This window comes from Micromonospora sp. H33, from assembly GCF_052068455.1.
GTDB lineage: Bacteria > Actinomycetota > Actinomycetes > Mycobacteriales > Micromonosporaceae > Micromonospora.
Window position 1 is genome coordinate 251,812 of record NZ_JBQHDE010000001.1, and the last position, 24,865, is coordinate 276,676.

The 24,865-nt window shown below is 71.5% G+C and carries 24 protein-coding genes and 1 tRNA gene; 5 read left to right on the top strand and 20 right to left on the bottom strand.

Annotated elements, in window-relative coordinates; translation table 11 throughout:
• Positions 1–246: 246 nt before the first annotated feature.
• The 4 genes from ACTMS0_RS01145 to ACTMS0_RS01160 all read right to left on the bottom strand — a co-directional run bounded on the left by ACTMS0_RS01145 (position 247) and on the right by ACTMS0_RS01160 (position 4,102).
• Positions 247–588: a hypothetical protein gene (locus ACTMS0_RS01145; RefSeq protein WP_441153182.1), complete on the bottom strand. Its 342-nt coding sequence runs from the start codon at positions 586–588 to the stop codon at positions 247–249.
• 167 nt (positions 589–755) lie between these two features.
• On the bottom strand, positions 756–1,670 hold the full coding sequence (locus ACTMS0_RS01150; RefSeq protein ID WP_441153183.1) for a sugar ABC transporter permease: 915 nt from the start codon (positions 1,668–1,670) through the stop codon (positions 756–758).
• 1 nt (position 1,671) lies between these two features.
• Positions 1,672–2,691: a carbohydrate ABC transporter permease gene (locus ACTMS0_RS01155; protein WP_441153184.1), complete on the bottom strand. Its 1,020-nt coding sequence runs from the start codon at positions 2,689–2,691 to the stop codon at positions 1,672–1,674.
• Positions 2,692–2,800: 109 nt separating this feature from the next.
• The gene (locus tag ACTMS0_RS01160) at positions 2,801–4,102 is read right to left on the bottom strand and encodes an extracellular solute-binding protein (RefSeq protein WP_441153185.1); all 1,302 of its coding nucleotides are present in this window, start codon (positions 4,100–4,102) and stop codon (positions 2,801–2,803) included.
• Positions 4,103–4,450: 348 nt separating this feature from the next.
• Between ACTMS0_RS01160 and ACTMS0_RS01165 the strand changes: the two genes are divergently transcribed.
• The gene (locus tag ACTMS0_RS01165; protein ID WP_441153186.1) at positions 4,451–5,530 is read left to right on the top strand and encodes a LacI family DNA-binding transcriptional regulator; all 1,080 of its coding nucleotides are present in this window, start codon (positions 4,451–4,453) and stop codon (positions 5,528–5,530) included.
• A 225-nt stretch (positions 5,531–5,755) separates the two neighbouring features.
• Complete coding sequence (locus ACTMS0_RS01170) at positions 5,756–7,390, top strand: glycoside hydrolase family 13 protein (protein ID WP_441153187.1); 1,635 nt, start codon at positions 5,756–5,758, stop codon at positions 7,388–7,390.
• 218 nt (positions 7,391–7,608) lie between these two features.
• Here ACTMS0_RS01170 and ACTMS0_RS01175 read toward each other — a convergent pair whose 3' ends face one another.
• From ACTMS0_RS01175 to ACTMS0_RS01205, 7 genes are all read right to left on the bottom strand, one after another.
• Positions 7,609–8,052 (bottom strand): hypothetical protein, encoded by a 444-nt coding sequence (locus ACTMS0_RS01175; protein ID WP_441153188.1) that lies wholly within the window; start codon positions 8,050–8,052, stop codon positions 7,609–7,611.
• A gap of 217 nt (positions 8,053–8,269) precedes the next feature.
• Positions 8,270–8,923 (bottom strand): SRPBCC family protein, encoded by a 654-nt coding sequence (locus ACTMS0_RS01180; protein WP_441153189.1) that lies wholly within the window; start codon positions 8,921–8,923, stop codon positions 8,270–8,272.
• A gap of 30 nt (positions 8,924–8,953) precedes the next feature.
• Entirely contained in the window at positions 8,954–9,319 is a 366-nt protein-coding gene (locus ACTMS0_RS01185; RefSeq protein ID WP_441153190.1) for a GntR family transcriptional regulator, read from the bottom strand.
• A 20-nt stretch (positions 9,320–9,339) separates the two neighbouring features.
• Complete coding sequence (locus tag ACTMS0_RS01190; RefSeq protein WP_441153191.1) at positions 9,340–10,263, bottom strand: YhjD/YihY/BrkB family envelope integrity protein; 924 nt, start codon at positions 10,261–10,263, stop codon at positions 9,340–9,342.
• A gap of 53 nt (positions 10,264–10,316) precedes the next feature.
• Entirely contained in the window at positions 10,317–10,895 is a 579-nt protein-coding gene (locus tag ACTMS0_RS01195; protein ID WP_441153192.1) for a 2'-5' RNA ligase family protein, read from the bottom strand.
• 28 nt (positions 10,896–10,923) lie between these two features.
• Entirely contained in the window at positions 10,924–11,949 is a 1,026-nt protein-coding gene (gene trpS, locus ACTMS0_RS01200; RefSeq protein WP_441153193.1) for a tryptophan--tRNA ligase, read from the bottom strand.
• Positions 11,950–11,982: 33 nt separating this feature from the next.
• Complete coding sequence (locus ACTMS0_RS01205) at positions 11,983–13,005, bottom strand: hemolysin family protein (RefSeq protein WP_441153194.1); 1,023 nt, start codon at positions 13,003–13,005, stop codon at positions 11,983–11,985.
• Positions 13,006–13,180: 175 nt separating this feature from the next.
• Between ACTMS0_RS01205 and galE the strand changes: the two genes are divergently transcribed.
• Complete coding sequence (gene galE, locus ACTMS0_RS01210) at positions 13,181–14,164, top strand: UDP-glucose 4-epimerase GalE (RefSeq protein WP_441153195.1); 984 nt, start codon at positions 13,181–13,183, stop codon at positions 14,162–14,164.
• Between the two features lie 5 nt (positions 14,165–14,169).
• Positions 14,170–15,351, top strand: a complete 1,182-nt coding sequence (gene galK, locus ACTMS0_RS01215) for a galactokinase (protein ID WP_441153976.1) — start codon at positions 14,170–14,172, stop codon at positions 15,349–15,351.
• Between the two features lie 175 nt (positions 15,352–15,526).
• Here the strand turns inward: galK and ACTMS0_RS01220 are convergent, their stop codons facing one another.
• The 9 genes from ACTMS0_RS01220 to ACTMS0_RS01260 all read right to left on the bottom strand — a co-directional run bounded on the left by ACTMS0_RS01220 (position 15,527) and on the right by ACTMS0_RS01260 (position 23,553).
• Complete coding sequence (locus ACTMS0_RS01220; RefSeq protein WP_441153196.1) at positions 15,527–16,834, bottom strand: sulfate adenylyltransferase subunit 1; 1,308 nt, start codon at positions 16,832–16,834, stop codon at positions 15,527–15,529.
• Complete coding sequence (cysD, locus tag ACTMS0_RS01225) at positions 16,834–17,745, bottom strand: sulfate adenylyltransferase subunit CysD (protein ID WP_441153197.1); 912 nt, start codon at positions 17,743–17,745, stop codon at positions 16,834–16,836. The genes ACTMS0_RS01220 and cysD overlap by 1 nt, the downstream gene beginning before the upstream one ends.
• 64 nt (positions 17,746–17,809) lie before the next feature.
• Positions 17,810–18,649 (bottom strand): inositol monophosphatase family protein, encoded by an 840-nt coding sequence (locus ACTMS0_RS01230; protein ID WP_441153198.1) that lies wholly within the window; start codon positions 18,647–18,649, stop codon positions 17,810–17,812.
• A 151-nt stretch (positions 18,650–18,800) separates the two neighbouring features.
• Positions 18,801–19,391 (bottom strand): aminoacyl-tRNA hydrolase, encoded by a 591-nt coding sequence (pth, locus tag ACTMS0_RS01235; protein ID WP_441153199.1) that lies wholly within the window; start codon positions 19,389–19,391, stop codon positions 18,801–18,803.
• 121 nt (positions 19,392–19,512) lie between these two features.
• On the bottom strand, positions 19,513–20,214 hold the full coding sequence (locus ACTMS0_RS01240) for a 50S ribosomal protein L25/general stress protein Ctc (protein WP_441153200.1): 702 nt from the start codon (positions 20,212–20,214) through the stop codon (positions 19,513–19,515).
• A gap of 259 nt (positions 20,215–20,473) precedes the next feature.
• Positions 20,474–21,454, bottom strand: coding sequence for a ribose-phosphate diphosphokinase (locus tag ACTMS0_RS01245; protein WP_441153201.1), 981 nt, complete (start codon positions 21,452–21,454; stop codon positions 20,474–20,476).
• 56 nt (positions 21,455–21,510) lie between these two features.
• The gene (gene glmU / locus ACTMS0_RS01250; RefSeq protein WP_441153977.1) at positions 21,511–23,049 is read right to left on the bottom strand and encodes a bifunctional UDP-N-acetylglucosamine diphosphorylase/glucosamine-1-phosphate N-acetyltransferase GlmU; all 1,539 of its coding nucleotides are present in this window, start codon (positions 23,047–23,049) and stop codon (positions 21,511–21,513) included.
• A 72-nt stretch (positions 23,050–23,121) separates the two neighbouring features.
• A tRNA-Gln gene (locus ACTMS0_RS01255) sits at positions 23,122–23,192 on the bottom strand.
• A gap of 46 nt (positions 23,193–23,238) precedes the next feature.
• Positions 23,239–23,553 carry a hypothetical protein gene (locus ACTMS0_RS01260; protein ID WP_441153202.1) on the bottom strand — a complete coding sequence of 105 codons (315 nt, stop codon included), beginning with the start codon at positions 23,551–23,553 and terminating at the stop codon, positions 23,239–23,241.
• Positions 23,554–23,836: 283 nt separating this feature from the next.
• On the opposite strand from ACTMS0_RS01260, the gene ACTMS0_RS01265 reads away from it, so the two are divergent.
• Positions 23,837–24,793 carry an acyl-CoA desaturase gene (locus ACTMS0_RS01265; protein WP_441153203.1) on the top strand — a complete coding sequence of 319 codons (957 nt, stop codon included), beginning with the start codon at positions 23,837–23,839 and terminating at the stop codon, positions 24,791–24,793.
• Positions 24,794–24,865 lie beyond the last annotated feature (72 nt).

Consider the following 24,865-nt stretch of genomic DNA (forward strand, 5'->3'; position numbering starts at 1 on the left):
ATTGCTCACCGCTCTTCCGCGGTGGCAGCCCTTTGTCAACCGGCCTGCGCTGTGCCGCCGGCGTCCCACGTTACGGACGCAGAGCGTACGCCCACGCCCCTCCACCGGCCGACAATCGTGCACGACTGTTGAGCGCCTGTTACCCCGACGTAACCCTTGGGTGGGCCAGATCACGCTCAGTGTCGGTAAGTGGGCGTTTCGGGCGCGCGAACGTCCGTACTCCGGGTGGCTCTCCCCTGTCGGACGTTACCGCCAGAAGACCGCCACCGCTGCGTTGACCAGGGTCAACCCGATGATCGCGAGGAAGTGGCCGCGGTTGACCACGTCCCGCTTACGGGAAAAGAAGACCATGACAAAGATCAGCAGCGCGAGCACCAGTTTGGTAACAAGTTTCGCGGGCGCCGGCTCGTCCCCGTCGCGCAGCGGAGCGGACAGGGCGATACCGGTCAACAGCATGATCACCGCGCCCCAGAGCATGGGCGCGTTGATCCGGATCCGACCGCTTACGTACTGCACGATCGCACCGCCGAGCAGCAGCGCGAAGCCGATGAGGTGGACGTACCGAAGGATGAGTCGAAGAGCTTCCACGTCGCCCATCCTCCCGCATCAACGACGGTTTGTAGTAGAGGGTGAGCGGGTCGGCGCGTCAGCGCGTGGCGGAGAGGGCTCCATCCGCCACGGGCGGGGTGGCGCCGCCCGCCGCCGCGCCGGGCGGGCACCCACCGGTGCCCGCCCGTCGGTCGTGTGGAGGAGCGTCAGCCCTTCGTGCCGCCCGCGGTCAGCCCCGACACCAGGTGGCGCTGGGCGAAGAGGAACACCAGGCCCGCCGGCACGGTCACCAGGACCGCCGCCGCGGTGAGGTACTCCCACTGCGGGTTGAACTGCGGCACGAACTGCTGGAGCCCGTACGCCAGGGTGAACTTGTTGTCGGTCTGGATGAAGGCCGACGCGTACGCCACCTCACCCCACGCCGTGAGAAAGGTGTAGAAGGCGGTGACCGCGATGGCCGGGCGGGCCAACGGCAGCACGACCTTCCAGAAGATGCCGAACGGCCCGGCGCCGTCCAGCGCCGCCGCCTCGTCGAGCGAGGTGGGGATGGAGTCGAAGTAGCCCTTGAGCATCCAGGCGCAGAACGGCACCGCGATGGTCAGGTACGCGATGACCAGCGACGGCAACGTGTTGATCAGACCCAGCCGCGCCATGATCGTGTAGATCGGCACGATCAGGATGGCCACCGGAAACATCTGGGTGATCAGGAAGACCATCATCAGCGGCCGGCGACCCGGGAAGTTGAACCGGGACACCGCGTAGCCGGTGGTGGCCGAGAAGAAGATGCCGATCAGCATGGTGAGCGCCGCGACGATCACCGAGTTGAGCAGCCACGTCGGGAAGTTCGTGTCGGTCAGCACGTAGCTGTAGTTGGCCAGGGTCGGATCCTTGACCAGCGTCAGGTCGCTGCTCTGCACCGCGTACCCGGGCTTGAACGACGACAGCAGCACCCACGCGATCGGGCCGATCGCGATCAGCGACGCGAGGATCAGCGTGCCGTGCAGCAGCACCGACTTCATCGGGCTGCGCCGGCTGCGGCCGGCCCGCTTCGGGTCCCGGGTACGGGCGACCGGGGCGGCCACCGCGGGAGTCGCCGCCGCGGGAGTGGTCAGCTGGCTCATGTCACCACACCTCGCCTTGCTTGCGCAGGACCCGCCGGTAGAACACCGAGAAGACCAGCAGGATCGACAGGATCAGCACGCCGTACGTGGACGCGAGCGAGTAGTTGCGGATGCCCTCGAACGCGGCCCGGTAGGCACCGGTCACCAGGATCTCGGTCTGCCCGGCCGGCTGTCCCTCGGTCACCAGGAAGATGATCGGGAACATGTTGAAGGTCCAGATGGTGCCGAGCAGGATCACCGTCATGCTGACCGAGCGCAGGCCCGGCAGGGTGATGTTGCGGAACCGCTGCCACGGCGACGCGCCGTCGATCTCGGCCGCCTCGTAGAGCTCGCCGGGGATCGTCTGCATGCCGCCGAGCAGGGCCACCATCATGAACGGCACGCCGAGCCAGATGTTGGTGACGATCGCGGTGAGCAGCGACGTCCAGCGGTCGGAGAACCAGGCCACCGGGTCGATGCCGACCGCCGACAGCAGCGAGTTCGCCAGGCCGAAGCGCTCGTTGAAGATGAACTTCCAGGCGAACGCGCTGACGAACGCCGGCACGGCCCACGGCAGCACCAGCAGCACCCGGTAGAGGCCACGGCCCCACATCGGGCGGTTGAGCATCACGGCCAGGCCGAGCCCGAGGCCGTAGTGGAAGGCGACACCGACGAAGGTCCAGATCAGCGTGATGCCGGTCCACTCCCAGAACTGGCCGACCTGTCCGCCGAGGACGTTGACGTAGTTGTCGAGGCCGACGACCTCCCACTTGTTGGGGTTGTCCTTGCAGACCTCGCTGCCGGTGATCGACTTGGTGCAGATCTCCGCCACCTGGTTGGCCTCGGTGACGTTGGTGAAGGAGAGCCAGACCCCGCGGAAGAGCGGGTAGAAGATCAGAACCGCCAGGACGATGACGACGGGCAGGACCATCGCCCAGGCGTACCAGTGCTTGTCCCAGCTCCGACGCAGCCGGGACGGTGGTGCGGAGCGGCGGCCGGACGGCGCGGAGGTTGGTGCCGGCTCGGCTGTCACAGTGCTCATCAGCTGTGCTCCAGTGGAGTGAGCCGGCAGGGCCGGCGACCGGTCACGGTCGCGCGGCCCTGCCGGGTGCCGAAGTGGTCGCCGGCCGCTGCCAGCGCCAACGGTCTGGTCAGAGACCGTACGAGGTGACGACCTCTGCCTTGTACTTCTTGGCGACGGTGTCGAGCGCGGCCTTCGGGTCCTTCTTCTGGATCAGGACCTCGGTGGCCATCTGGTCCAGCGGGCCGAAGAACTGGCCGGCCTCGGGGATCCACGGGCGACCGACGGCGGCCTCGACGGCCGGCTGGTACGCGGCCACGATCGGGTTGTTCTTCACCGCGTCGAGGTTGTACGCCGACTTGCGGGTCGGCAGCAGGCCGAGCTTCTCGGAGAGGAAGGCCTGCGACTCGGCGGAGCTCATGAACTTCACGAACGCGACGGCCGCGTCGATCTTCTCCTGCGGCATGCCGGACCAGATCGTGTAGTTGTGACCGCCGACCGGGCCACCGGCCTTGGCCGAGCCGCCCGGCACCGCGGCGATGCCCAGGTTCTCCAGGCCGCCGAAGGCCGGCGCCGACTTGACGTTGTTGACCTCCCACGGGCCGTTGATGATCATGGCGACCTTCTTCTCCTTGAAGAGGGTCATCATGGTGCCGTAGGAGTCGTTGGCGGACGGCTTGGCGGCCGCGCCGCTGTCGATGAGGTCCTTGGCGATCTTCAGCCCGGCGACGTTCTGGTCGGAGCTGACGGTGATCTTCTTGGACTGGACGTCGACCAGGTCGCCGCCCTCGCCGTACATGAACGGCAGCATGAAGTAACCGGCCGGGTTGATGTACAGGCCCTCGGCGCCGGTCTTCTGCTTGATGGTCTGGGCGGCGGTCTTCAGCTCGGCCCAGGTCTTCGGCGGGGTGGAGATGCCGGCCTTGGTCAGCAGTTCCTTGTTGTACATGAGCGACAGCGTGTCGGTCACCTGCGGGACGCCGTAGGTCTTGCCGTCGAACTTGTTCGACGCGAGCGGGGTCTCCAGGAAGTCCGACTCGTCGGCGAGAAGCTCGGAGCCGTCCAGTGCGTAGAGGTAACCGAGGGAGGCGAACTCCGGCACCCAGGCCACCTCGGCCCGCAGGATGTCCGGCGCGCCCGTCTTGGCCTGCGCGGCGGTCTTGAACTTGTTCTGCGCCTCACCGAACGGGACCGACTGGTAGTTGATCTTGACGTTCGGGTAGGTCTGGTTGAACTTGGCGATCAGCTCCTGGAACGCCGGACCCTCGTTCTTCGGGTCGGACGTGTCCCACCAGGTCAGTTCGGCCTTGAGGGCTGCGGGATCCGCCTTCGGCTGCTCCTCCGCCTTCTTGTCCTCCCCGCCGCAGGCGGCGAGGGCGAGAGCAAGGGTGGTGGAGGCGAGAACGGCGATCCCCTTGGCTGTGCGACGCATGTTCGCTCCTAGATTGCCTGCCGGGTATCGGCGGGACAGTAGCAAGAAGTTTCCGGATTAGAAACCCCTTGCGAACACCCTTGCAACAACCGATCCCGTCTTGTCATCTGACGATCCCTCGACGGGGCGTTCGGGACAAACAAGGGTGCCTCGAAGTGGTCGACATCCCACCTCGGTGACCGCGACGGGACCGTGCGTCACCTGCCAGTCCTCAATCCCGTGCCGCGCGAGGGCACGGGCGAGGGCCTCGCGCGCGCCACGGCACCGGACGGGAGATCACTCCTGCTCGAACCTGCAAGAACTTGCGGGCCACTGCGCAAGAACCGCTCAGTGAGCTACAGTGCCGCCATGCGCGCTCGACTGTCCGACATCGCCCAACAGGCCGAAGTCAGCGAGGCCACGGTGTCGCGGGTGCTCAACGACCGCCCCGGGGTGGCTCCCGAGACCCGGCAGGCCGTCCTGACCGCCCTCGACGTGCTCGGCTACGAGCGCCCGGCCCGGCTGCGCAAGCGCAGCGCCGGCCTCGTCGGCCTGGTCGTCCCGGAGCTCGACAACCCGATCTTCCCGGCCTTCGCGCAGATCATCGAGTCCGCGCTGGCCCCCACCGGCTACACCCCGGTGCTGTGCACGCAGACCCCTGGCGGCGTCCGCGAGGACGAGTACGTGGAGATGCTGTTGGACCGCCAGGTCTCCGGCATCATCTTCGTCTCCGGCCTGCACGCCGACACCGCCGCCGACCACGACCGGTACCGCACACTGACCGCCCGGCCGCTGCCGGTCGTCATGATCAACGGGTACGCCTCCGGCATCCCGGCGCCCTTCGTCTCGTGCGACGACCGGGAGGCCGCGGAGCTGGCCGTCGCACACCTGGTCGCCCTGGGGCACGGCCGGATCGGCCTGATCACCGGTCCGGACCGCTTCGTCCCGGTGCAGCGCAAGGTCACCGGCTACAAGGCGGCGATGAACCGTCTCACCGACGTCTCCGACACCGAACTGGCGGAGCTGACCGAGCTCTCCCTCTTCGGGGTGGAGGGCGGCGAGGCCGCCGCCGGGCGGCTGCTCGACCGCGGCGTCACCGGCATCGTCTGCGGCTCCGACCTCATGGCGCTCGGCGCGATCCGGGCCGCCCGGCAGCGGGGCCTTTCCGTGCCGGCGGACCTGTCCGTCGTCGGGTACGACGACTCCCCCCTGATGGCCTTCACCGACCCGCCGCTGACCACGATGCGCCAGCCGGTGGCCGCGATGGCGGTGGCCGCCGTGCGCGCCCTGGTCGACGAGATCAACGGGCACGGCGCTCCCCACTCGGAGTATTTGTTCCGCCCCGAGCTGGTGGTGCGGGGCTCGACCGCGGTCGCCCGAACCGCCCCCGCCGACGGCGGCCCCAAGCGGCAGCGCCCGACGCCGTCCGCCCTCGCCGTGTCGGCCTGACGCGCCCCCCCGGCCGGACCGCTCCCCGCGGTCCGGCCGTCGCCGTTCCGTCCGGCCACCGCCGGTCCATCCCCCGATCGGGTACGGCGTGATGGCCGTCATTTCTTGCGCAAGGAATGCTTGACTCTTGCAGTCCGGGAGCGGCACCCTTTACAGACGTCCGCGCTCCCATGGCCCAGCCGCGCGGAGCCCGCCGTCCCGCGCCACAGAACGGGGAACGCCTCGATGACCCCCAGCAACCCCACGCCACTGACCTCCGACGACGACTGGTGGCGCTCCGCGGTCGTCTACCAGGTCTACGTCCGCAGCTTCGCCGACTCCAACGGCGACGGCATCGGAGACCTGCAGGGCATCCGGCAGCGTCTCCCGTACCTGCGCGACCTCGGGGTGGACGCGCTCTGGCTGACGCCCTTCTACACGTCGCCGATGATCGACGGCGGGTACGACGTCGCCGACTACCGGGACGTCGACCGGATGTTCGGCACCCTCACCGACTTCGACGAGATGATCACCGACGCCCACGCGCTGGGCCTGCGGATCATCGTCGACCTGGTCCCCAACCACACCTCCAGCCAGCACGCCTGGTTCCAGGCCGCCCTGGCCGCCGGCCCCGGTTCCCCGGAGCGCGAGCGCTACCTGTTCGCCGAGGGCAAGGGCGAGAACGGCGAGCTGCCCCCGAACGACTGGGAGAGCATCTTCGGCGGCTCCGCGTGGACGCGGGTCGCGGACGGCCAGTGGTACCTGCACCTGTTCGACCCGGCCCAGCCCGACCTGAACTGGCGCCACCCGGAGGTACGCGCCGAGTTCGAGGACGTGCTCCGGTTCTGGCTGGACCGCGGGGTCGACGGCTTCCGGATCGACGTGGCGCACGGGATGATCAAGGCCGAGGGGCTGCCGGACGTCGGCTTCAGCAGCATGACGACCGGCCAGCGCCAGGTCGAGCTGCTCGGCAAGGGCCGCCTCCCCTACTTCGACCAGGACGAGGTCCACGACATCTACCGCTCGTGGCGCCCGATCCTGGACAGCTACCCGGGCGGCCGGATGGCGGTCGCCGAGGCCTGGGCCGAGACGCCGCAGCGGCTGGCCCGCTACATCGGCCCGGACGAGCTGCACCAGGCGTTCAGCTTCGACTTCCTCGACGCCACCTGGTCGGCCGACTCGTTCCGCAAGGTCGTCGACACCGCGCTCGCCGAGTCGGCCATCGTCGGCGCTCCGACCACCTGGGTCCTCTCCAACCACGACAAGCAGCGGCACGTCACCCGCTACGGGGACGGCCCCGAGGGGCTGCGCCGCGCCCGCGCCGCGACGCTGCTGATGCTCGCGCTGCCCGGCTGCGCCTACCTCTACCAGGGCGAGGAGCTGGGCCTGCCGGAGGTGCTCGACCTGCCGGACGAGCTGCGCCAGGATCCCGCGTTCCTGCGGACCGGGGAGAGCCGGGACGGCTGCCGGGTGCCGATCCCGTGGAGCGGCGAGCTGGCCCCGTACGGCTTCGGGCCCGAGGGCTGCGAGCTGAGCTGGCTGCCGGCCCCCACCACCTGGCGGGAGCTGTCGGTGGCCGCCCAGACCGGCGTGCCCGGCTCGACGCTGGAGCTGTACCGCGCGGCGCTGCGGATCCGCCGGACCCACCCGGCGCTGTCCGCCACGGCGTCCGAGATCACCTGGCTGGAGACCGAGCCGGGTGTGCTCGCCTTCACCCGCACCGCCGGCGACACCGTGCTGACCTGCGTGGTCAACATCAGCGGCGCACCGGCCCTGATCGACGGGTACGGCGACCCGATCGTCGCCAGCGAGACCCTCGCCCGCCAGGGTTCCGCCCACGTGCTCCCGGTCGACGCCGCCGCCTGGTTCGAACGGCGCTGAGCGGGTAAGCCCTCATCGACCTGGTCGTCCGTCGTGCTCCGCGCCGCCGGGCGACTGGGCAACCGACCCCTTGTGGTGGGGGGTGAGGTGGCACCGGCGCCTCGGGGACTTCGTTCCCGGGGCGCCGGTGTCCATCCACGACACGTGTCGGTGCCGCGTCGAGCGGGTACGACCGCCGGATGGTTATCGGGGGTGGTCCCGGCGCCGCCGGCTGGCGGTCAGGCGCCGGCCCCGGGGAGACGGGCGGCGATGCGGCCGAAGCCGGCCCGCAGCTCCGCCTCGCTCGGCGGGGTCGCCGGGCCGGTACGCAGGTCCCGCTCGGCCGCCGCCTCCAGTTCCTCGTCGACCGTGTCCTCGTAGTCGCCGTACAGGTCGGCGGTGTCGACCTGTACGGCCTCGTCCTCGGCGGCGATCTGGGCGGCGGCGATCTCGCCACGGATCTCGTCGATCGAGACCGCGGGCAGCAGCGGCTCGACCACGCCCATCAGCTGCTCCTCCGCGACGACCGCCTCGGCGAGGGCCAGCGCGTGGGCCCGCTCGTACGGCCCGCAGACCACCGGCTCCCACTCGTCGGCGTCCCCGAGCGGACCGAAGGTGATGATCCACGGCAGGCCGAGCATCGGCGAGTCGTCCGGCAGGTCGAGTGTCACGAGAGCGCCCACCCGCCCATCATCGTCCCGGCAGGGGGCGCGGCGTGCCCGGTTCGCCGGCCTCGTCGCTTGTTCGGGTGTCACCTGATCGGCGGCGCGGGCGTCCCCGTCGCGCGGACACCGCCATGCCGTCGGCAGGGAGTCGATCCGCTCCGGCGGGACGGCCGGCCGGTCAGGCGGACGCCATGCCGGAGGCGAGCGGCACCCTGCGGCCGGGACCGCCGGTCGGTCACGCGGACGCTTCGCCGGAGGCGAGCGGCGCCCACCGGGCGGCCCAGACCCGCTCGAGGTGGGCGGCCTCGGCGTCGTCGATGCCGAATGCGCTCACCGTGAGGCTGACCGTGCCCGGCTCCGGATCCTCCAGCGGCCGCTCGGCGGTCACCGCCAGCAGCCGCCCGTCGGGGTCGACCACGATCCGCTGGTGCGGGCCGGCGTCCCACTCGTCGGTCGACCCGGCCGTGCCCAGCGCCACGAGCAGGTCCCGGCCGGTCCCCGTGCCGGTCAGGTACACCGTCCGGCGGTCACCCGCCGGTCGGCGTTCCAGCAGGAAGCGCAGCTGGGCGAAGAAGGTGCGCCAGCCCTCCGCGACGGCCCGGTGCTCGGCGGCCGCGGCGGCGTCGGCCGGCGCCGGCAGCACCGCCCGCAAGCGCGTCCCGTCGCCGTCGGGCACGAGCCGCAGCTCGGAGCCGTCCGCCATCGCGATCCGGTCCGGCGGTGCGGGCTCCGCGTGGTCGACGAAGATGAACCGGATCTCCTCGTCGAGCCCGTCGTACTCCCAGCCGAACCACTGCCGGATCTCCTCGGGCACGGTCAGGGCCGACCAGACCCGCTCCGGTGGTGCCTGCACGATCGTCTCGACCACGGTGCCGTCCGAGTCGGTCATCGGTGTCCTCCTGCCTCCTCGTGGGCCCGGTCAGCCGGACCGCGCCTCGAGTGCGGCCCGCACCAGGGCGAGCGCCGCCTCCGGCGCCACCCCCAGCCGGACCGCCTCCGCCGCGTACTCGCCCGCGGCCCCCTGCAACCGGTCCGTCGCATCATCGCGACCGGGTGCGACAACCGTGCCGTGCCGCCCCCGGGTCTCCACCAGCCCGGCCGCCTCCAGCTCCCGGTACGCCCGGGCCACCGTGTTGACCGCCAGGCCGAGGTCCGCAGCGAGCTGGCGTACGGTCGGCAGCCGCGTGCCGACCGGCAGCCGACCGTCCCCCACCTGCTCCGCGATGCGGGCGCGCACCTGCTCGTACGGCGGCACCGACGAGCGCGGGTCGATCAGGATCCGCACCTGTGTCTCCTTTCCCCCGTTCAGCCGGCCCCGCCCGGTGTACCCGGTTCGGTCGCCTCGTCCAGGTCGGCCGGCGCCGGCCCCTCCGCCAGGTCCACCACCCGCCCCCGCCGGCTGGTCGCGGCCAGGGCCGCCCCGAACAGCACGAGCTGGTTGAGCAGGTAGAGGTAGAGCAGCAGGCCCACGGCGCCGGCCACCACGGTGTACGCGGGATTCCGCTCGGTCCGCACCACGTAGTAGCGTCCCACGGTGTTGAGCAGCGTGATGCCGACCGCGACCAGCAGCACCACCGGGCGCAGCCGGGCCCGGCTCATCCGCAGCCTCGGCACGGCCACCAGCAGCAGGGCCGCCAGCACCGCGTTCACCAGCACGCTGAGCACGGCGCTGACCGTGGTCAGGCCGAGCGAGCCGGTACTGCGCAGCAGGAACCGCAGGAGGGCCTCCAGCGCGTCGACGGCGGCCACCGAGACGCCGAGCAGCACGAAGACGACCAACAGCACGCCGATGTCGACCAGCCGGCGGACGACCAGGTTGCCCGGCTGCTGGTTGAGGCCGTACATCAGCCGCTGGGAGGAGCGGATGGCCTCCACCCAGCCGATCCCGGTGAAGGCGAGGATGACCAGGCCGACCACCCCGACGGTCCCGCTGCTGTCGGCGATCTGCACCGGGTCGAGGAACGGCAGGTTCTCCCGGAGGAAGTCGGCCGCCGCCACGCTGACCTCGCGGTTGTCCTCGAGGATCGCCCCGAAGACGGAGTACGCGACCAGCGCGAGGGCGAAGACCGCGAAGAAGCCGTAGTACGCGATCGCGGCGGCCAGCCGCCCGCCCAGCATGTCGGTGTAGAGCACGCCGGCCCGCCACACGTGGTCGAAGGCTTCGGAGCGACGGCGGGCGGCCTCGATCCGTCCGCCGATGGTCGCCTCGATGCGGCCGAACACGTTCACGCCGTCATCCTCGCCGATCCCCGGCCCGCGTGGGGTGAACGGTCGCCGCCGTGTCAGCCGCCGAGCCGGAAGTCCCGGCGCGGCTGCCACCGCGCCTGCCCGCTGTGCGAGAAGAGGGTGAACGCCTCCACCTCGAACATCGCCGAGAAGTCGGCCAGGTCCTCGTACACCTTGTCCAGCGCCTCCGGCGCGACGTCCTGCGCGACCGTGACGTGCGGGTGGTACGGGAAGCGCGCCTCGCGGTGCAGCTCGGGCGCGGCGCGGATCGCGCCGGCGAGCAGCTCGCACTCGCTGATCCCCGCGGCCACCGCCACGAACACCACCTGGGTGACCGGACGGAACGTGCCGGTGCCCCGCAGGTGCAGGGTGAACGGCAGGTGGGCGGCGGCGACCGCACCGAGATGCCGCTCGACGGCCGGGAGCGTGGCGACCGGGATCTCGGTCGGCCCGAGCAGCGTCACGTGTGCCGGGACGGCCTGCGGGTCACCGGCCTCCACGCGGCGCCGGGTGAGCATGCTGCCCCAGGGCTCGGGGATGTCCACGGCGATGCCGATCTGGATGGTGTCACCGGACGTCGGCGCCCCGTCCCGTTGGTCCACGCTCCGCGTCACCCCTCCGGCCACCGACTCCACGACCCACCCGTACCGTCGCGCCGCGACGCTACTCGCCGCGCACCGGCGGGAAGAAGCCCACCCGCTCGTACGCGGTCCGCAGCGTCGGCGCGGCCACCGCCCGCGCCTTCTCGGCGCCGGCGGCGAGCAGCTTGTCCAGCTGGGCCGGGTCGTCGAGGTAGCCCCGGGTGCGCTCCTGGATGGGCACGACGAACTCGCGCACCACCTCGCCGAGGTCCTTCTTGAGGTCGCCGTAGCCCTTGCCGGCGTACGCGGCGACCAGGTCGTCGATGCTCTGGCCGGACAGCGCCGAGTAGATGGTGAGCAGGTTGGAGACGCCCGGCTTGGTCTCGGCGTCGAAGACGATCTCCCGGCCGGTGTCGGTGACCGCGGAACGGATCTTCTTGGCCGAGCGGGCCGGGTCCTCCAGGAGGTCGACGATGCCGGCCGGGGAGGACGACGACTTCGACATCTTGGCCGTCGGGTCCTGCAGGTCGGTGATCTTCGCGGTGTCCTTGACGATGTGCGGCGCGGGCACCGTGAAGGTCGGGCCGAACAGCGAGTTGAAGCGCTGGGCCAGGTCGCGGGAGAGCTCCAGGTGCTGGCGCTGGTCCTCGCCGACCGGCACCGCGTTGGCCTGGTAGAGCAGGATGTCGGCGGCCTGGAGGATCGGGTAGGTGAACAGGCCGACGCTGGCCCGCTCGTTGCCCTGCTTCTGCGACTTGTCCTTGAACTGGGTCATGCGGCTCGCCTCACCGAACCCGGTGATGCAGCCCAGCACCCAGGCCAGCTGCGCGTGCTCGGGCACCTGGGACTGCACGAAGAGGGTGCAGCGCTCCGGCTCGAGGCCGACCGCGAGGAGCTGCGCGGCGGCCACCCGGGACCGCTGCGTGAGCACCTTGGGGTCGTGCCCGGCGGTGATCGCGTGCAGGTCCACCACGCAGTAGAACGCGTCGTGGGTGTCCTGCAGGGCCACCCAGTGCCGTACCGCGCCCAGGTAGTTGCCGAGGTGGAACGACTCGGCCGTCGGCTGGATGCCGGAGAAGACACGCGGGCGGGCGGGTACGTCGGACATGCCGGCAATTCTGTCAGCAACACCCGGCGTACGTCATGACGGGCCGGCGGGTCGCCCCCGGCCGGCCGGCATGGGGGCGGTGGACCCGCGCCGGGGCTCGGGCAGGCGCGCGGTGGAGACGGCGACGCGGGCGACCCGGCGCCCGTCGAGCGCGAGCACCCGCAACGACCAGCCCGCGGTCGGCTCGTCCCGTGGGGGCCCACCGCCGGCCGGCTCGGCGGCCACCGGCACCTCGTCGCCGACGACGGGCAGCCGGCCCAACGACGCCATCACGTACCCGCCGACCGTCTCGTACGGGCCGGCCGGCAGGGTCACCCCGGTGCGCTCGGCGAAGTCGGCGAGGTTCAACCGGCCGTCCACCATGGCGGGGACCCCCGAGGTGGTCGGCTCGGGCGGGGCGTCGTACTCGTCGTGGAGTTCGCCGACCAGCTCCTCGATCAGGTCCTCGAAGGTGACGATGCCGGCGGTGCCGCCGTACTCGTCGACCACCACCGCGAGGTGGTGCCCCTCCCGGCGCATCTCGGTCAGTGCCGCGAGGACACGTTTGCTGCCGGGCAGTCGTTTGACCTCGCGGGTCAGCTCGCCGACGGTGGTGCACGGGTCCTGGTCGGGCCGCAGCAGCACGTCGCGCAGGTGCACGAAGCCGACCACGTCGTCGTGGGTGCCGTCGACCACGGGGTAGCGGGTGTGGGTCTCGAGCCGCACCAGCCGCTCCGCCTCGGTGATGGTCAGCGCGGCGGAGAGGAAGACCACCTCGGTGCGCGGCATCATCACCTCGCGGACCAGGCTCGCGCCGGCCACCAGCACCTCGTCGATGATCCGCCGCTCGACCGGGTCCAGCACGGTGGCCGCGGCGACCAGGTCGCGCAGCTCGTCCTCGCTGATCCGTTCCCGACCGGACGCGGGGCTGGCGCCGAGCAGGTCGGTGACCAGCCGGGTCGCGCCGGCGGCGGCGCGGACCACGACGCGGGCGACCGCCCGGGCGACCGGCCCGGGTTCGCGGCGGGGCCGCCCCCGCGCTCGACGCCGGAGCCCGGGACCGCCCGCTTCCCGCATGAGAAGGATGGTAGACACCACTGCCTCAGGAGACGGCCTATGTTCGACTCTGTTCAATCATGGGAGTTTATGATGGAATGAGGGAGGGCCGAGGGTGCAGCGCACCCGTCGCCGGCAGCCGTAGGGTGATCACCGAACGGCCGTCGGCGCGGCGGCCAGGCAGGAGGAGACCGACGTGAAACTGCTCGTCACCGGCGGCGCCGGCTTCATCGGCAGCGTGGTGACCCGGATGCTGCTCGACGCCGGCCACGAGGTCGTCGTCCTGGACGACCTGCGGACGGGCCACCGGGTGGCGCTCGCCCCCGAGGCCACGCACGTCGAGGTCCCGCTCCACGACGTGGCACGGGTGCTCACCCCGGACGCGGGCTTCGACGGGGTGCTGCACTTCGCCGCCCTGATCGCCGCCGGCGAGTCGATGGTCAAGCCCGAGCTGTACTGGCACAACAACGTCATCGGCTCGCTCGCCCTGATCGACGCCGTACGCGCCGCCGGGGTGCCGAAGCTGGTCTTCTCGTCCACCGCCGCCGTCTACGGCAACCCCACCGAGCTGCCCATCCCGGAGACCGCGGTCACCGCCCCCACCAACACGTACGGGGCCACCAAGCTCACCGTCGACATGGCGCTCACCTCCGAGGCGGTCGGCCACGGACTGGCCGCCGTCTCGCTGCGCTACTTCAACGTCGCCGGCGCCCACCTCGACGGCGAGGTCGCCCTCGGCGAGCGGCACGACCCGGAGACGCACCTCATCCCCATCGCCCTCGACGTGGCCGCCGGCCGGCGGGAGAAGCTCCAGCTCTTCGGCGACGACTACCCCACCGTCGACGGCACCTGCGTCCGCGACTACATCCACGTCGCCGACCTGGCCCGAGCCCACCTGCTCGCGCTCGACGCGGCCGTGGCCGGCCAGCACCGCGTCTACAACCTGGGCAACGGCAACGGCTTCACCAACCGGCAGGTGGTCGAGGTGGTCCGCGAGGTCACCGGCCACCCGCTCCCGGTCGAGGTCGCGCCGCGCCGCGAGGGCGACCCCGCCGAGCTGGTCGCCTCCTCCGACCTGGCCCGGGCGGAGCTGGGCTGGGTGCCCGCCAAGCCGACGCTGCACGACATGGTGCGCGACGCCTGGACGTTCTACCGCACCCACGTGCTGGAGGAGGCGTGACCGCTGTGTCGGACCTCGGGGCCCGGGCCGCCACCGACGTCACGGCCCGCGCCACCGCCGGCTTCCGCTCGCGGTACGGCGCCGAGCCGGCGGGCCGCTGGGCGGCTCCCGGCCGGGTCAACCTGATCGGCGAGCACACCGACTACAACGACGGCTACGTGCTCCCCTTCGCGCTGCCACTGCGTACCGTGGTCGCCGCCGCGCCGCGCGACGACGAGGGCTGGACGGTCTGGTCGGAGCTCGCCGACGACCCGGTGGAGTTCGGCCCCGAGGCGGTCGACGAGCCGGGCCGGGTGACCGGCTGGGCCGCGTACGTCGCCGGGGTGGTGTGGGCGCTGCGCGACGCCGGGTACGCCGTCCCCGGTGCCCGGCTGGCGATCGCCTCCGACGTTCCGCTCGGCTCCGGGCTCTCCTCCTCGGCGGCCCTCGAAGCCACCGTGCTGGCGGCCCTGGTCGACCTGGGCGGCCTCGACCTGCCCGCCGAGAAGCAGCCCCGGCTCGCGCAGCGCGCCGAGAACCGCTACGTCGGCGCACCGACCGGGATCATGGACCAGTCGGCGGCGATCCGCTGCCGGGCCGGGCACGCGCTCTTCCTCGACTGCCGCGACGAGTCGGTCGAGCACATCCCGTTCGACCTCGACGACGCCGGGCTCGCCGTGCTCGTCGTCGACAGTCGGGCACCGCACCGGCACGCCGACGGCGAGTACGCCTCCCGCCGACGCTCGTGCGAGCGGGCCGCCTCGGCGCTCGGGGTGCCCGCCCTGCGCGACGTGGCCGTCGCCGACCTCGACGCCGCACTCGACCGGCTGCCCGACGACGAGACCCGCCGCCGGGTACGCCACGTCGTCACCGAGGACCAGCGGGTGCTCGACACGGTCGCGCTGCTGCGCGCCGGCCGGGTCCGCGAGATCGGGCCGCTGCTCACCGCCTCGCACGCGTCCATGCGGGACGACTTCGAGATCACCGTCCCGGAGATCGACACCGCGGTGGAGACCGCGCTCGCCGCCGGGGCGCTGGGCGCCCGGATGACCGGCGGCGGCTTCGGCGGCTGCGTCCTCGCCCTGGTCGACGCCGACCGCGCCGACGCGGTCGCGGACGCCGTCCGGGGCGCGTACGCCGAGCGGGGCTTCACCGCCCCCGGCACGGTCACCGTCCTCCCCGCCGCCGGCGCCACGCGCCTGGACTGAACACACCGCACCCCGGCCGCCACCGCGGCCGAGCCCACCCCGCCGCGGCCGAGCCCCCACCCCGCCGCAGCCGAGCCCACCTCACCGCGGCCGAGCCCGCACTTACAGAGAAAGAGTGGCTATCCGCGCCGGGAAAGCCACTCCTTCTCGGTAAGTGCGCCGTGGATGAGGGCGGTCAGCCGGCCTCGACGATCATGCCGGCGCCGACCGTCCGGTTCGTCGACTCATCGATGATCACGAAACCGCCGGTGGTGCGGTTGCGGCGGTACTCGTCGGCGAGCAACGGGACCGTCGTCCGCAGCCGGACCCGGCCGATCTCGTTGAGCTTCAGCTCACCGGCCGACTCGTCCCGATGCAGCGAGTTGATGTCCAGCCGGTAATGCAGGCCGCGGACGATCGCCCGCGCCGAGCGGGTCGTGTGCTTGATCGCGTACTTGCCGCCGACCTGGAGCGGCCGGGTCTCGTCCATCCAGCAGACCATCGCCTCGATGTCCTGCGCGACCGCCGGGGCATTGTTCGGCCGGCAGATCATGTCGCCCCGGGAGATGTCGATCTCGTCGGTCAGGCGTACGGTCACCGACATCGGCGGGAACGCCTCCGCGACCGGCCCGTCGGCAGTCTCCACCGCGGCGATCCGGCTGGTGAAGCCCGACGGCAGCACCATCACCTCGTCACCCGGCTTCAGCACGCCCGAGGCCACCTGGCCGGCGTAGCCCCGGTAGTCGGTGACGGTGGTCGACTGCGGGCGGATCACGTACTGCACCGGGAAGCGCACGTCGACCAGGTTGCGGTCGCTGGCGATGTGCACCCGCTCCAGGTGGTGCAGCAGCGACGGCCCCTCGTACCAGGGCATGTTCTCCGAGCGGGAGACGATGTTGTCGCCCCTCAGCGCGGAGATCGGCACCACGGTCAGGTCGGGCACCTCGAGCTTCGCGGCGAACGCGGTGAACTCGTCGGCGATCCGCTCGAAGACCTCCTGCGACCAGTCGACCAGGTCCATCTTGTTGACGCAGAGGACCAGGTGCGGCACCCGCAGCAGCGAGCAGAGGAACGCGTGCCGGCGGGACTGCTCGACCAGGCCCTTGCGGGCGTCCACGAGGATCAGCGCCAGGTCGGCCGTCGAGGCCCCGGTGACCATGTTCCGCGTGTACTGGATGTGCCCCGGGGTGTCGGCGATGATGAACTTCCGCCGCGGGGTGGCGAAGTAGCGGTACGCCACGTCGATGGTGATGCCCTGCTCCCGCTCGGCCCGCAGGCCGTCGGTGAGCAGCGCGAGGTTCGTGTACTCGTCGCCCCGGGCCGCGCTGACCGCCTCCACCGCGGCGAGCTGGTCGGTGAAGAGCGACTTCGTGTCGTACAGCAGCCGACCGATCAGGGTCGACTTGCCGTCGTCCACGCTGCCGGCGGTGGCGAACCGGAGCAGGTCCATCGGGCGGGCCGCTGCCGCGTCGGACCCGACGGGCGCGATCGTCTCGGTGGTCATCAGAAGTAGCCCTCCCGCTTGCGGTCCTCCATCGCGGCCTCGCTGACCCGGTCGTCACCGCGGGTCGCGCCGCGCTCGGTGATCCGGGTGGCCGCCACCTCCTCGATGACCTTCTCCACCGTGTCGGCGTCCGAGCGGACCGCCGCCGTGCAGGACGCGTCGCCCACCGTCCGGTAGCGCACCCGCGCCTTGAACCGCTCCTCCCCCGCGCGGGGGCGGAAGAACTCGTTGACCGCGTACAGCATCCCGTCGCGCTCGATCACCTCGCGCTCGTGCGCGTAGTAGATCGACGGCAGCTCGATCCGCTCGCGGGCGATGTAGTGCCACACGTCCAGCTCGGTCCAGTTGGACAACGGGAACACCCGGATCGACTCGCCGGGGTGGTGCCGGCCGTTGTAGAGCGCCCACAGCTCGGGACGCTGGTTCTTCGGGTCCCACTGGCCGAACTCGTCGCGGAAGCTGAACACCCGCTCCTTGGCCCGCGCCTTCTCCTCGTCCCGGCGGGCCCCGCCGAACAGCGCGTCGAAGCGGTGCTTCTCGACCGCGTCCAGCAGCACCGGCGTCTGGATCCGGTTGCGCATCCCGTCGGCCGACTCGCGTACCAGGCCGCTGGCCAGGGCCTCCGGCACGCTCGCCACGACCAGCTGCAGGCCCAGCTCGTCGACGCGCCGGTCCCGGTAGTCCAGGACCTCGGGGAAGTTGTGCCCGGTGTCGACGTGCATGACCGGGAACGGGATGTTGGCCGGCGCGAACGCCTTCTGCGCCAACCGGAGCATGACGATCGAGTCCTTGCCGCCGGAAAAGAGCAGCACCGGCCGCTCCATCTCGGCGACCACCTCGCGCATCACGAAGATGCTCTCGGCCTCCAGCGCGTCGAGGTGGGACACCTGGTACGCGGCCGTGGTGGTCATGACACCGGCTCGATTCGCACGCTCATTTCCAGACCTTTCCGGTCGGGCATGTCAAAAACAGCGCTCAGGCTACCCCGGCATGCCGCTGCAGCGCCGCAAGCAACCGACTGGCGAGATCCTTGCGGCAGACCAGCAGGTCCGGCAGGCGCGGATCCGCCTCGTTGTATTTCAGCGCAGATCCGTCGATCCGGGAAGCGTGCAGCCCGGTGGCCGTCGCCACAGCCACCGGCGCGGCCGAATCCCACTCGTACTGGCCGCCCGCGTGGATGTACGCGTCCACCTCACCGGTGATCACCGCCGCGATCTTCGCGCCCGCCGAACCCATCGGCACCAGGTGCGCGCCGACCTCCTCGGCCAGGTCGGTGAGGAACACCGGGGGCCGGCTCCGGCTCGCCGCCAGCCGGATCGCCCGCGCGCCGCCGGCGGTCGCCGCCTCCAGCGTCATCGGCGGGTACGCCGGCGGATAGTCCGTCCCCAGCACCCGGTGCTGCGCCGGCAGCCCGACCGCGCCCGCCACCAGCCCGTGCGGAGTGGGCGCGTTCCGCGCCCAGAGCGCCACGTGCACGGCCCAGTCCGAGCGCCCCTCCTCGGCGAACTCGCGGGTGCCGTCCAGCGGATCGATGATCCACACCCGGTCGGCGGTCAGCCGGGACACCGCCCCCTCGCTGACCTCCGCAGCCCACGCCAGCCGCGAGCCCTCGTCCTCCTCCGACAGGACCGCGTCACCGGGCCGCCACTTCGCCAACTCGGTACGGATCAGGTCGTGCGAGACCTTGTCCCCGGACGACTTCAAGGCGCCCGCGTCGGCGAAGCCCATCTCCGCCCGCAGACCGAGCAGCGCCTGACCGGCCCGGGCGGCCAGCCAGCGGGCGAACGCCCCGTCGATCATCGGAGGACTGCCCATCACCGTGCTCCCGTCGCCGCACCACGATCCGCGTCGGCCGCCCCGACGACCCGTCGCCGGCCGCGCCACGCCCCAAAAGGCGCAGACTACCGCCCTCCGCCGCCGGCGCCGGCACGCCCCGCTGTCGAGAACCCGCCCGCGGTGTCGCGGCTCAGGCCCCGTGGTACAGGTTCTGTGTTGGCTCCACGCCCCGGGTGATGACCGACTCCACCACGTCGGCGGCCCGGTCCACCAGGAAATCCAGCTCCTTGCGCTCGACCGCGCCGAAATCCGACAGGACGAAGTCCGCCGGATCCTGCCGCCCCGGCGGCCGGCCGATCCCGAACCGCACCCGGACGTACTCCTTCGTGCCCAGCGACTTCGTCATCGACCGCAGGCCGTTGTGCCCGCCCTCGCCACCGCCGCACTTCACCCGCACCTGGCCGTACGGGATGTCCAGCTCGTCGTGGACGGCGACCACCTGCGCCGGCGGCACCTTGTAGAACTGCGCCAGGCTCGCCACCGGCCCGCCCGACAGGTTCATGTACGTCAACGGCTTCACCAGCACCAGCCGCGGACCGCCGAAGCCCAGCCGCCCCTCGGCGACCTCCGCCACCGCCCGCTTGTGCCGCCCGAACTTCGCCCCCACCCGACCCGCGAGCAGGTCGGCCACCAGGAAACCGACGTTGTGCCGGTTGCCGGCGTACTCCCGACCGGGGTTGCCCAGGCCGACCACCAGCCACGGCCCCGTCTCGTCCGTCACCGTCCGTCCCTTCCCGCTCTCGTCCGGCGGACCACCGCCGCTCGTCGCCGTCCCGGCCCCCCCGATACGCCGACAGGCGCCCCCGAGGAACGGGGACGCCTGTCGCTGCGCAGTGGACCGATCAGGCCTCGGTCTTCGCCTCGGCGTTCTCCTCGCCCGCGGCGGCCGGAGCACCGCCCTCGGCGCCCTCGGAGGACTCGGTCACCTCGCCGACCTCGGCCTCGGCCTCCTCGGCGGCCTCCTCGACCTCCGGCAGGGTGGCCTCGAGCTGCTCGGCGGTCGGGGCGGCGGTCACCGCGGCGACCGGCAGCTCCGGGTCGGCGGCCAGCTCGACGCCGGCCGGCAGCTTGACGTCGGAGGCGGTCACCTGGCTGCCCGCCTCCAGGCCCTCGATGGACGCCTCGAGGTGGTCCGGCACCTTGGTGGCCTCGGCGGTCACCGACAGGGTGTCGTGGTCGTGCACGATCAGGGTGTCCTTCGCGGCCTCGCCGATCAGCTGGACCGGGACCTCGACGGTCACCTTCTCGCCCCGGCGGACGAGCAACAGGTCGACGTGCTCGAACGTGTCCTTGATCGGGTCACGCTGGATCGCCTTCGGCAGCGCCAGCACCTGGGTGCCGTCGCTCACCTCGATGGCGAAGAGCTGGTTCGCGCCGCCCTTGCGGATCGCGGCCGCGAACTCACGCGCCGGGAGCGCGATGTGCTTGGGCTTCTCGCCGTGGCCGTACAGCACGGCGGGCACCTTGCCGGCCCGGCGGGTACGACGGGCACCACCCTTGCCGAACTCGGTACGGGGCTCGGCGCTGATCTTTACCTCGGACACGGGGAAACTCCTGATGCTTCGCAGCGGCGCTTGTCGTCTGGCGGTGCTGGGCGAGGGGCTCGCTGGGGCTCATGCGTCATGAACGACAGCCCGGAGCACCGCGTCGATGACGGCGCTCCGTGCGGTCGTGGTCAGCGGCCCGCAGGGCACCCTCGCCGTGGCAACCGGACCAGTCTACCCGAGCGGATTCGGCGCTCTCCGGCAGTCCCCTCGTCAGCGTTCCCGCCGCCGCGCACGGCGGCGGGAAAACCGTCGTCGGTCAGCTCAAACCACCGAAAAGGGTGGTCACCGAGCCGTCGTCGAACACCTCACGGATCGCCCGCGCCAGCAGCGGCGCGATCGACAGCACGGTGATCTTGTCGAGCTGCTTCTCCGGCGGCAGCGGCAGCGTGTTGGTCACCACGACCTCGCTGATCGGGCTGTTCTTCAGCCGCTCGGTCGCCGGGTCGGAGAGCAGCGCGTGGGTCGAGGCGACGATCACGTCCGCCGCGCCGGACTGCTTGAGGATGTCCGCCGCCCGGCAGATCGTGCCACCCGTGTCGATCATGTCGTCGACGATCAGGCAGACCCGACCCTCGACCTCACCGACCACCCGGTTCGCCACCACCTGGTTCGGCTTCAGCGGATCCCGGGTCTTGTGGATGAACGCCAGCGGGCAGCCACCCAGCCGGTCGGTCCACCGCTCGGCGACCCGCACCCGGCCCGAGTCCGGCGCCACCACGGTCATCGGGCGGCCCGCGTACCGGCGCTCCACGTACTCCGCCAGGACGTCCATCGCGAACAGGTGGTCCACCGGCCCGTCGAAGAAGCCCTGGATCTGGGCGGTGTGCAGGTCGACGGTGAGGATCCGGTTCGCACCGGCCGTCTTCAGCAGGTCCGCGATGAGCCGGGCCGAGATCGGCTCCCGACCCCGGTGCTTCTTGTCCTGCCGCGAGTACGGGTAGAACGGCAGGACCACGGTGATCCGCTTGGCCGAACCACGCTTCAACGCGTCGACCATGATCAGGGTCTCCATGACCCACGTGTTGACCCCGTGCGTCACGGACTGCACCACGAAGGCGTCCGAACCGCGTACCGAGTCCTTGTAACGGACGAAGATCTCACCGTTGGCGAAGTCGTACGCGTCGGCCGGCGTCGGCGCGACGCCGAGCACCTCACCGATCTCCTTCGCCAACTCCGGAAAGCCACGCCCGGAAAAGAGCATCAGGCTCTTGCGATTTTCGGCGACGATGCTGCCCATGGCCCGTCTGCTCCCGTAGGTCGGTGGTACCCGGCACGGTGATGGTGGGCCGGGGACTATTCGGTTGCAGTATCTCCCGCGCCGGACGCCCCGCCCACCGCGTCGGCATCCCCGTGGGTTGCCTCACCTTCACTTGCCGGCAAGCCGGGTGCCACCGCACCCTCACCGCCCCGCCGGGCACGCTCGGCGGCCTCCGCGGCCGCGGTGCCGGCCCGCCGCTTGAGCACCCAGCCCTCGATGTTGCGCTGCCGCGCCCGGGCCACGCCCATCGCGCCGGCGGGCACGTCGTCGACGATCACCGAGCCCGCCGCCGTGTACGCGCCGTCGCCCACCACGACCGGCGCGACGAACATGTTGTCCGCGCCGGTGCGGGCGTGACTGCCGATGACCGTGCGGTGCTTGTTCACCCCGTCGTAGTTGACGAACACCGTCGCCGCGCCGATGTTGCTCTGCTCGCCGATCGACGCGTCCCCGACGTACGTCAGGTGCGGCACCTTCGACCCGCTGCCGATCTCCGAGTTCTTCACCTCGACGAACGTGCCGACCTTGGCCTTCTCCGCCAGCCGCGCCGCCGGCCGCAGGTACGCGTACGGGCCGACGCTGGCCCTCGGGCCGATCTCCGCCCCCACCGCGTGGCTGCGGATCACCGTGGCACCCGCCCCGACCACCGTGTCCACCAGCGTGACGTCCGGCCCGACCACCGCGCCGGAGCCGACCACCGTCGCGCCCTGCAGCTGCGTGTTCTGGTCGACCACCGCGTCCCGGTCCAGCGCCACCGTCACGTCGATCCACGTGGTCTCCGGGTCGAGCAGGCTGACGCCGCTGCGCATCCAGGCCTCGTTGACCCGGTCGCGCAGCAGCCGCCGCAGCGCGGCCAGCTCGACCCGGTCGTTGCAGCCGAGCGTCTCCACGTGGTCCGCCGCCACGTGCACGGCCACCGGCTCCCCGGCCGACCGCAGCAGGCCGAAGACGTCGGTCAGGTACTCCTCGCCCTGCTCGTTGTCGGTGGAGAGCTTGCCCAGCGCGTCCCGCAGCCGCACCGCGTCGAACGCGTAGATGCCCGCGTTGATCTCCCGGATCTCCCGCTGGGCGGGGGTCGCGTCCCGCTGCTCCACGATCTGCTGGAGCCGGCCGTCGGCGTCGCGCACGATCCGGCCGAGGCCGGTGGGGTCGGGCACCTCCGCGGCGAGCACGGTCGCCGCGGCACCCTCCCGCTCGTGCGCCTCGACGAGCGCGCCGACCGTCTCCGGACGCAGCAGCGGCACGTCACCGTTGATCACCACCACGGTGCCGGTGGCGTCCGGGACCGCGTCCAGCGCGATCCGGACCGCGTGCCCGGTGCCGAGCTGTTCGGCCTGGAGCACCGGCGTGGCCTGCGGGGCGATCTCGGCGAGGTGCGCACGGACCTGGTCGGCGCCGTGGCCCACCACGACCACCGTGCGGTCCGCGGCGAGCGGTGCGGCCGCGCTCAGCACGTGGCCGACGAGCGTACGGCCGAGCAGCGGGTGCAGCACCTTCGGCAGCGCGGACTTCATCCGCTTGCCCTCACCGGCGGCGAGCACGACGACGGTGCGGAGGTGGGGCTGCTGGGACACGACGTGGCTCCAGTCGGACGGCGACAGTCTCGCGGTCATGCTAACCAGACATCATCCGCGGATGAGTAGAAGCTCCCGGGAGAGGATTCGAACCCCTACAATCAGGACCAAAACCTGACGTCCTGCCATTAGACGACCCGGGACGGTCTAAAACGGGCAAACAGGAACCTGCTTGGCGTTGCCTACACCTTACCGGTCGCGCAGCGGATCCTCATCGGTCATTCCCTTCATGATCCCTTCGATCTTCCAGTACAGGTGCCGCGACTCCGGCACCTCGACACTCAGACAGCCCCGATAGCCCTCTCCCGTGTTCCGCCGGACGGTGGCCGGGCGGTGACGCTTGAGCGACGTGGGCTGGAAGCGATCCGGTGGGACGCCCACCACCTCGGCCCACCAGACGACCGCGGCCCCGGCGTCCGCACTCTCGTGGATGCTCACCCGGTACCGCAGCGTCTCGCGGCGGACGCCCATCTCCTCCAGGAAGCGCAAGAACAGCGTTATCAACATCGGGTCGCATCGACCGCGCCACGCCGACCCGGCGGGCGATCTCCGGGACCGTGCAACCGGCGCGTCGCAGTCGCGCCGCCTCCTGGTAGAGCGGTGAGGCGGCGGCCCGCGGCCCGGTCGGCGGCTGCGCGGCGAGCGAATCGGTCATGGTCAGGAGGTTAGAACGGGCGTACGACAGTTCCGCACATTCATTCGCGACTCTGTCCCGTGCGTTCCCGAGCCGCTCAAGTTACGGTGACGTAGGCGTAGCTCGTGATCTCCATTCCCTCTGCGAGGTGCCATGCCGACTCTCGTCGAACCCGCCCCGACCGACCCGAAGCCCCTCACCCAGGGCACCCAGTCCCGCGGCATCCTCATCGCCCTCTGGGTCTTCGTGGTCGTCCCGTTCCTGGCCCTGGTCGCCGCCGTCCCGGTCGCCTGGGGCGGCTGGCTGACCTGGACGGACGTGGCGATCGCCGGATTCTGGTACGTGGTGTCCGGGCTCGGCATCACGGTCGGCTACCACCGCTACTTCACCCACGGCTCCTTCAAGGCCACCCGAGGGCTGCGGGTCGGTCTCGCCGCCGCCGGCTCGCTGGCCGTGCAGGGCGAGATCATCCAGTGGGTGGCCGACCACCGGCGCCACCACGCCTTCTCCGACCTGGAGGGCGACCCGCACTCGCCGTGGCGGTTCGGCGCGACGGTCCGCGGGTTGACGAAGGGCCTGTTCCACGCCCACGTCGGCTGGCTGTTCAAACGGGAGTTGTCCAACCGGAAGCGGTTCGCCCCCGATCTGATCGCCGACCGCGACATCAACCGGGTCGACCGGCTCTTCCCGGCGCTGGTGGCGGTGTCGGTGCTGGGTCCCGCGGTCATGGGCGGGCTGATCACCTGGTCGTGGCAGGGCGCGCTGACCGCGTTCTTCTGGGGCGGTCTGGTGCGCATCGCGCTGCTGCACCACGTGACCTGGTCGATCAACTCGGTCTGTCACGTGTACGGCGAACGCCCGTTCGCGATGCGGCAGGGCGACCGGGCGGCGAACTTCTGGCCGCTGGCGATCCTGTCGTTCGGCGAGAGCTGGCACAACCTGCACCACGCCGACCCGACCAGCGCCCGGCACGGTGTCCTGCCGGGCCAGGTGGACATCTCGGCCCGGGTGATCTGGCTGTTCGAGAAGTTGGGCGCGGCCCGGGACGTGCGCTGGCCGAAGCCCGAGCGGATCGCGGCCAAGCTGGTGAAGGCGGACGCCGAGCGGTAACCGGGCGGTAGCGGGCCAGGTTACCTGGCAGTATGGCCGAGTGACCGGCTCCATCCCACGACAGGGCGTCAC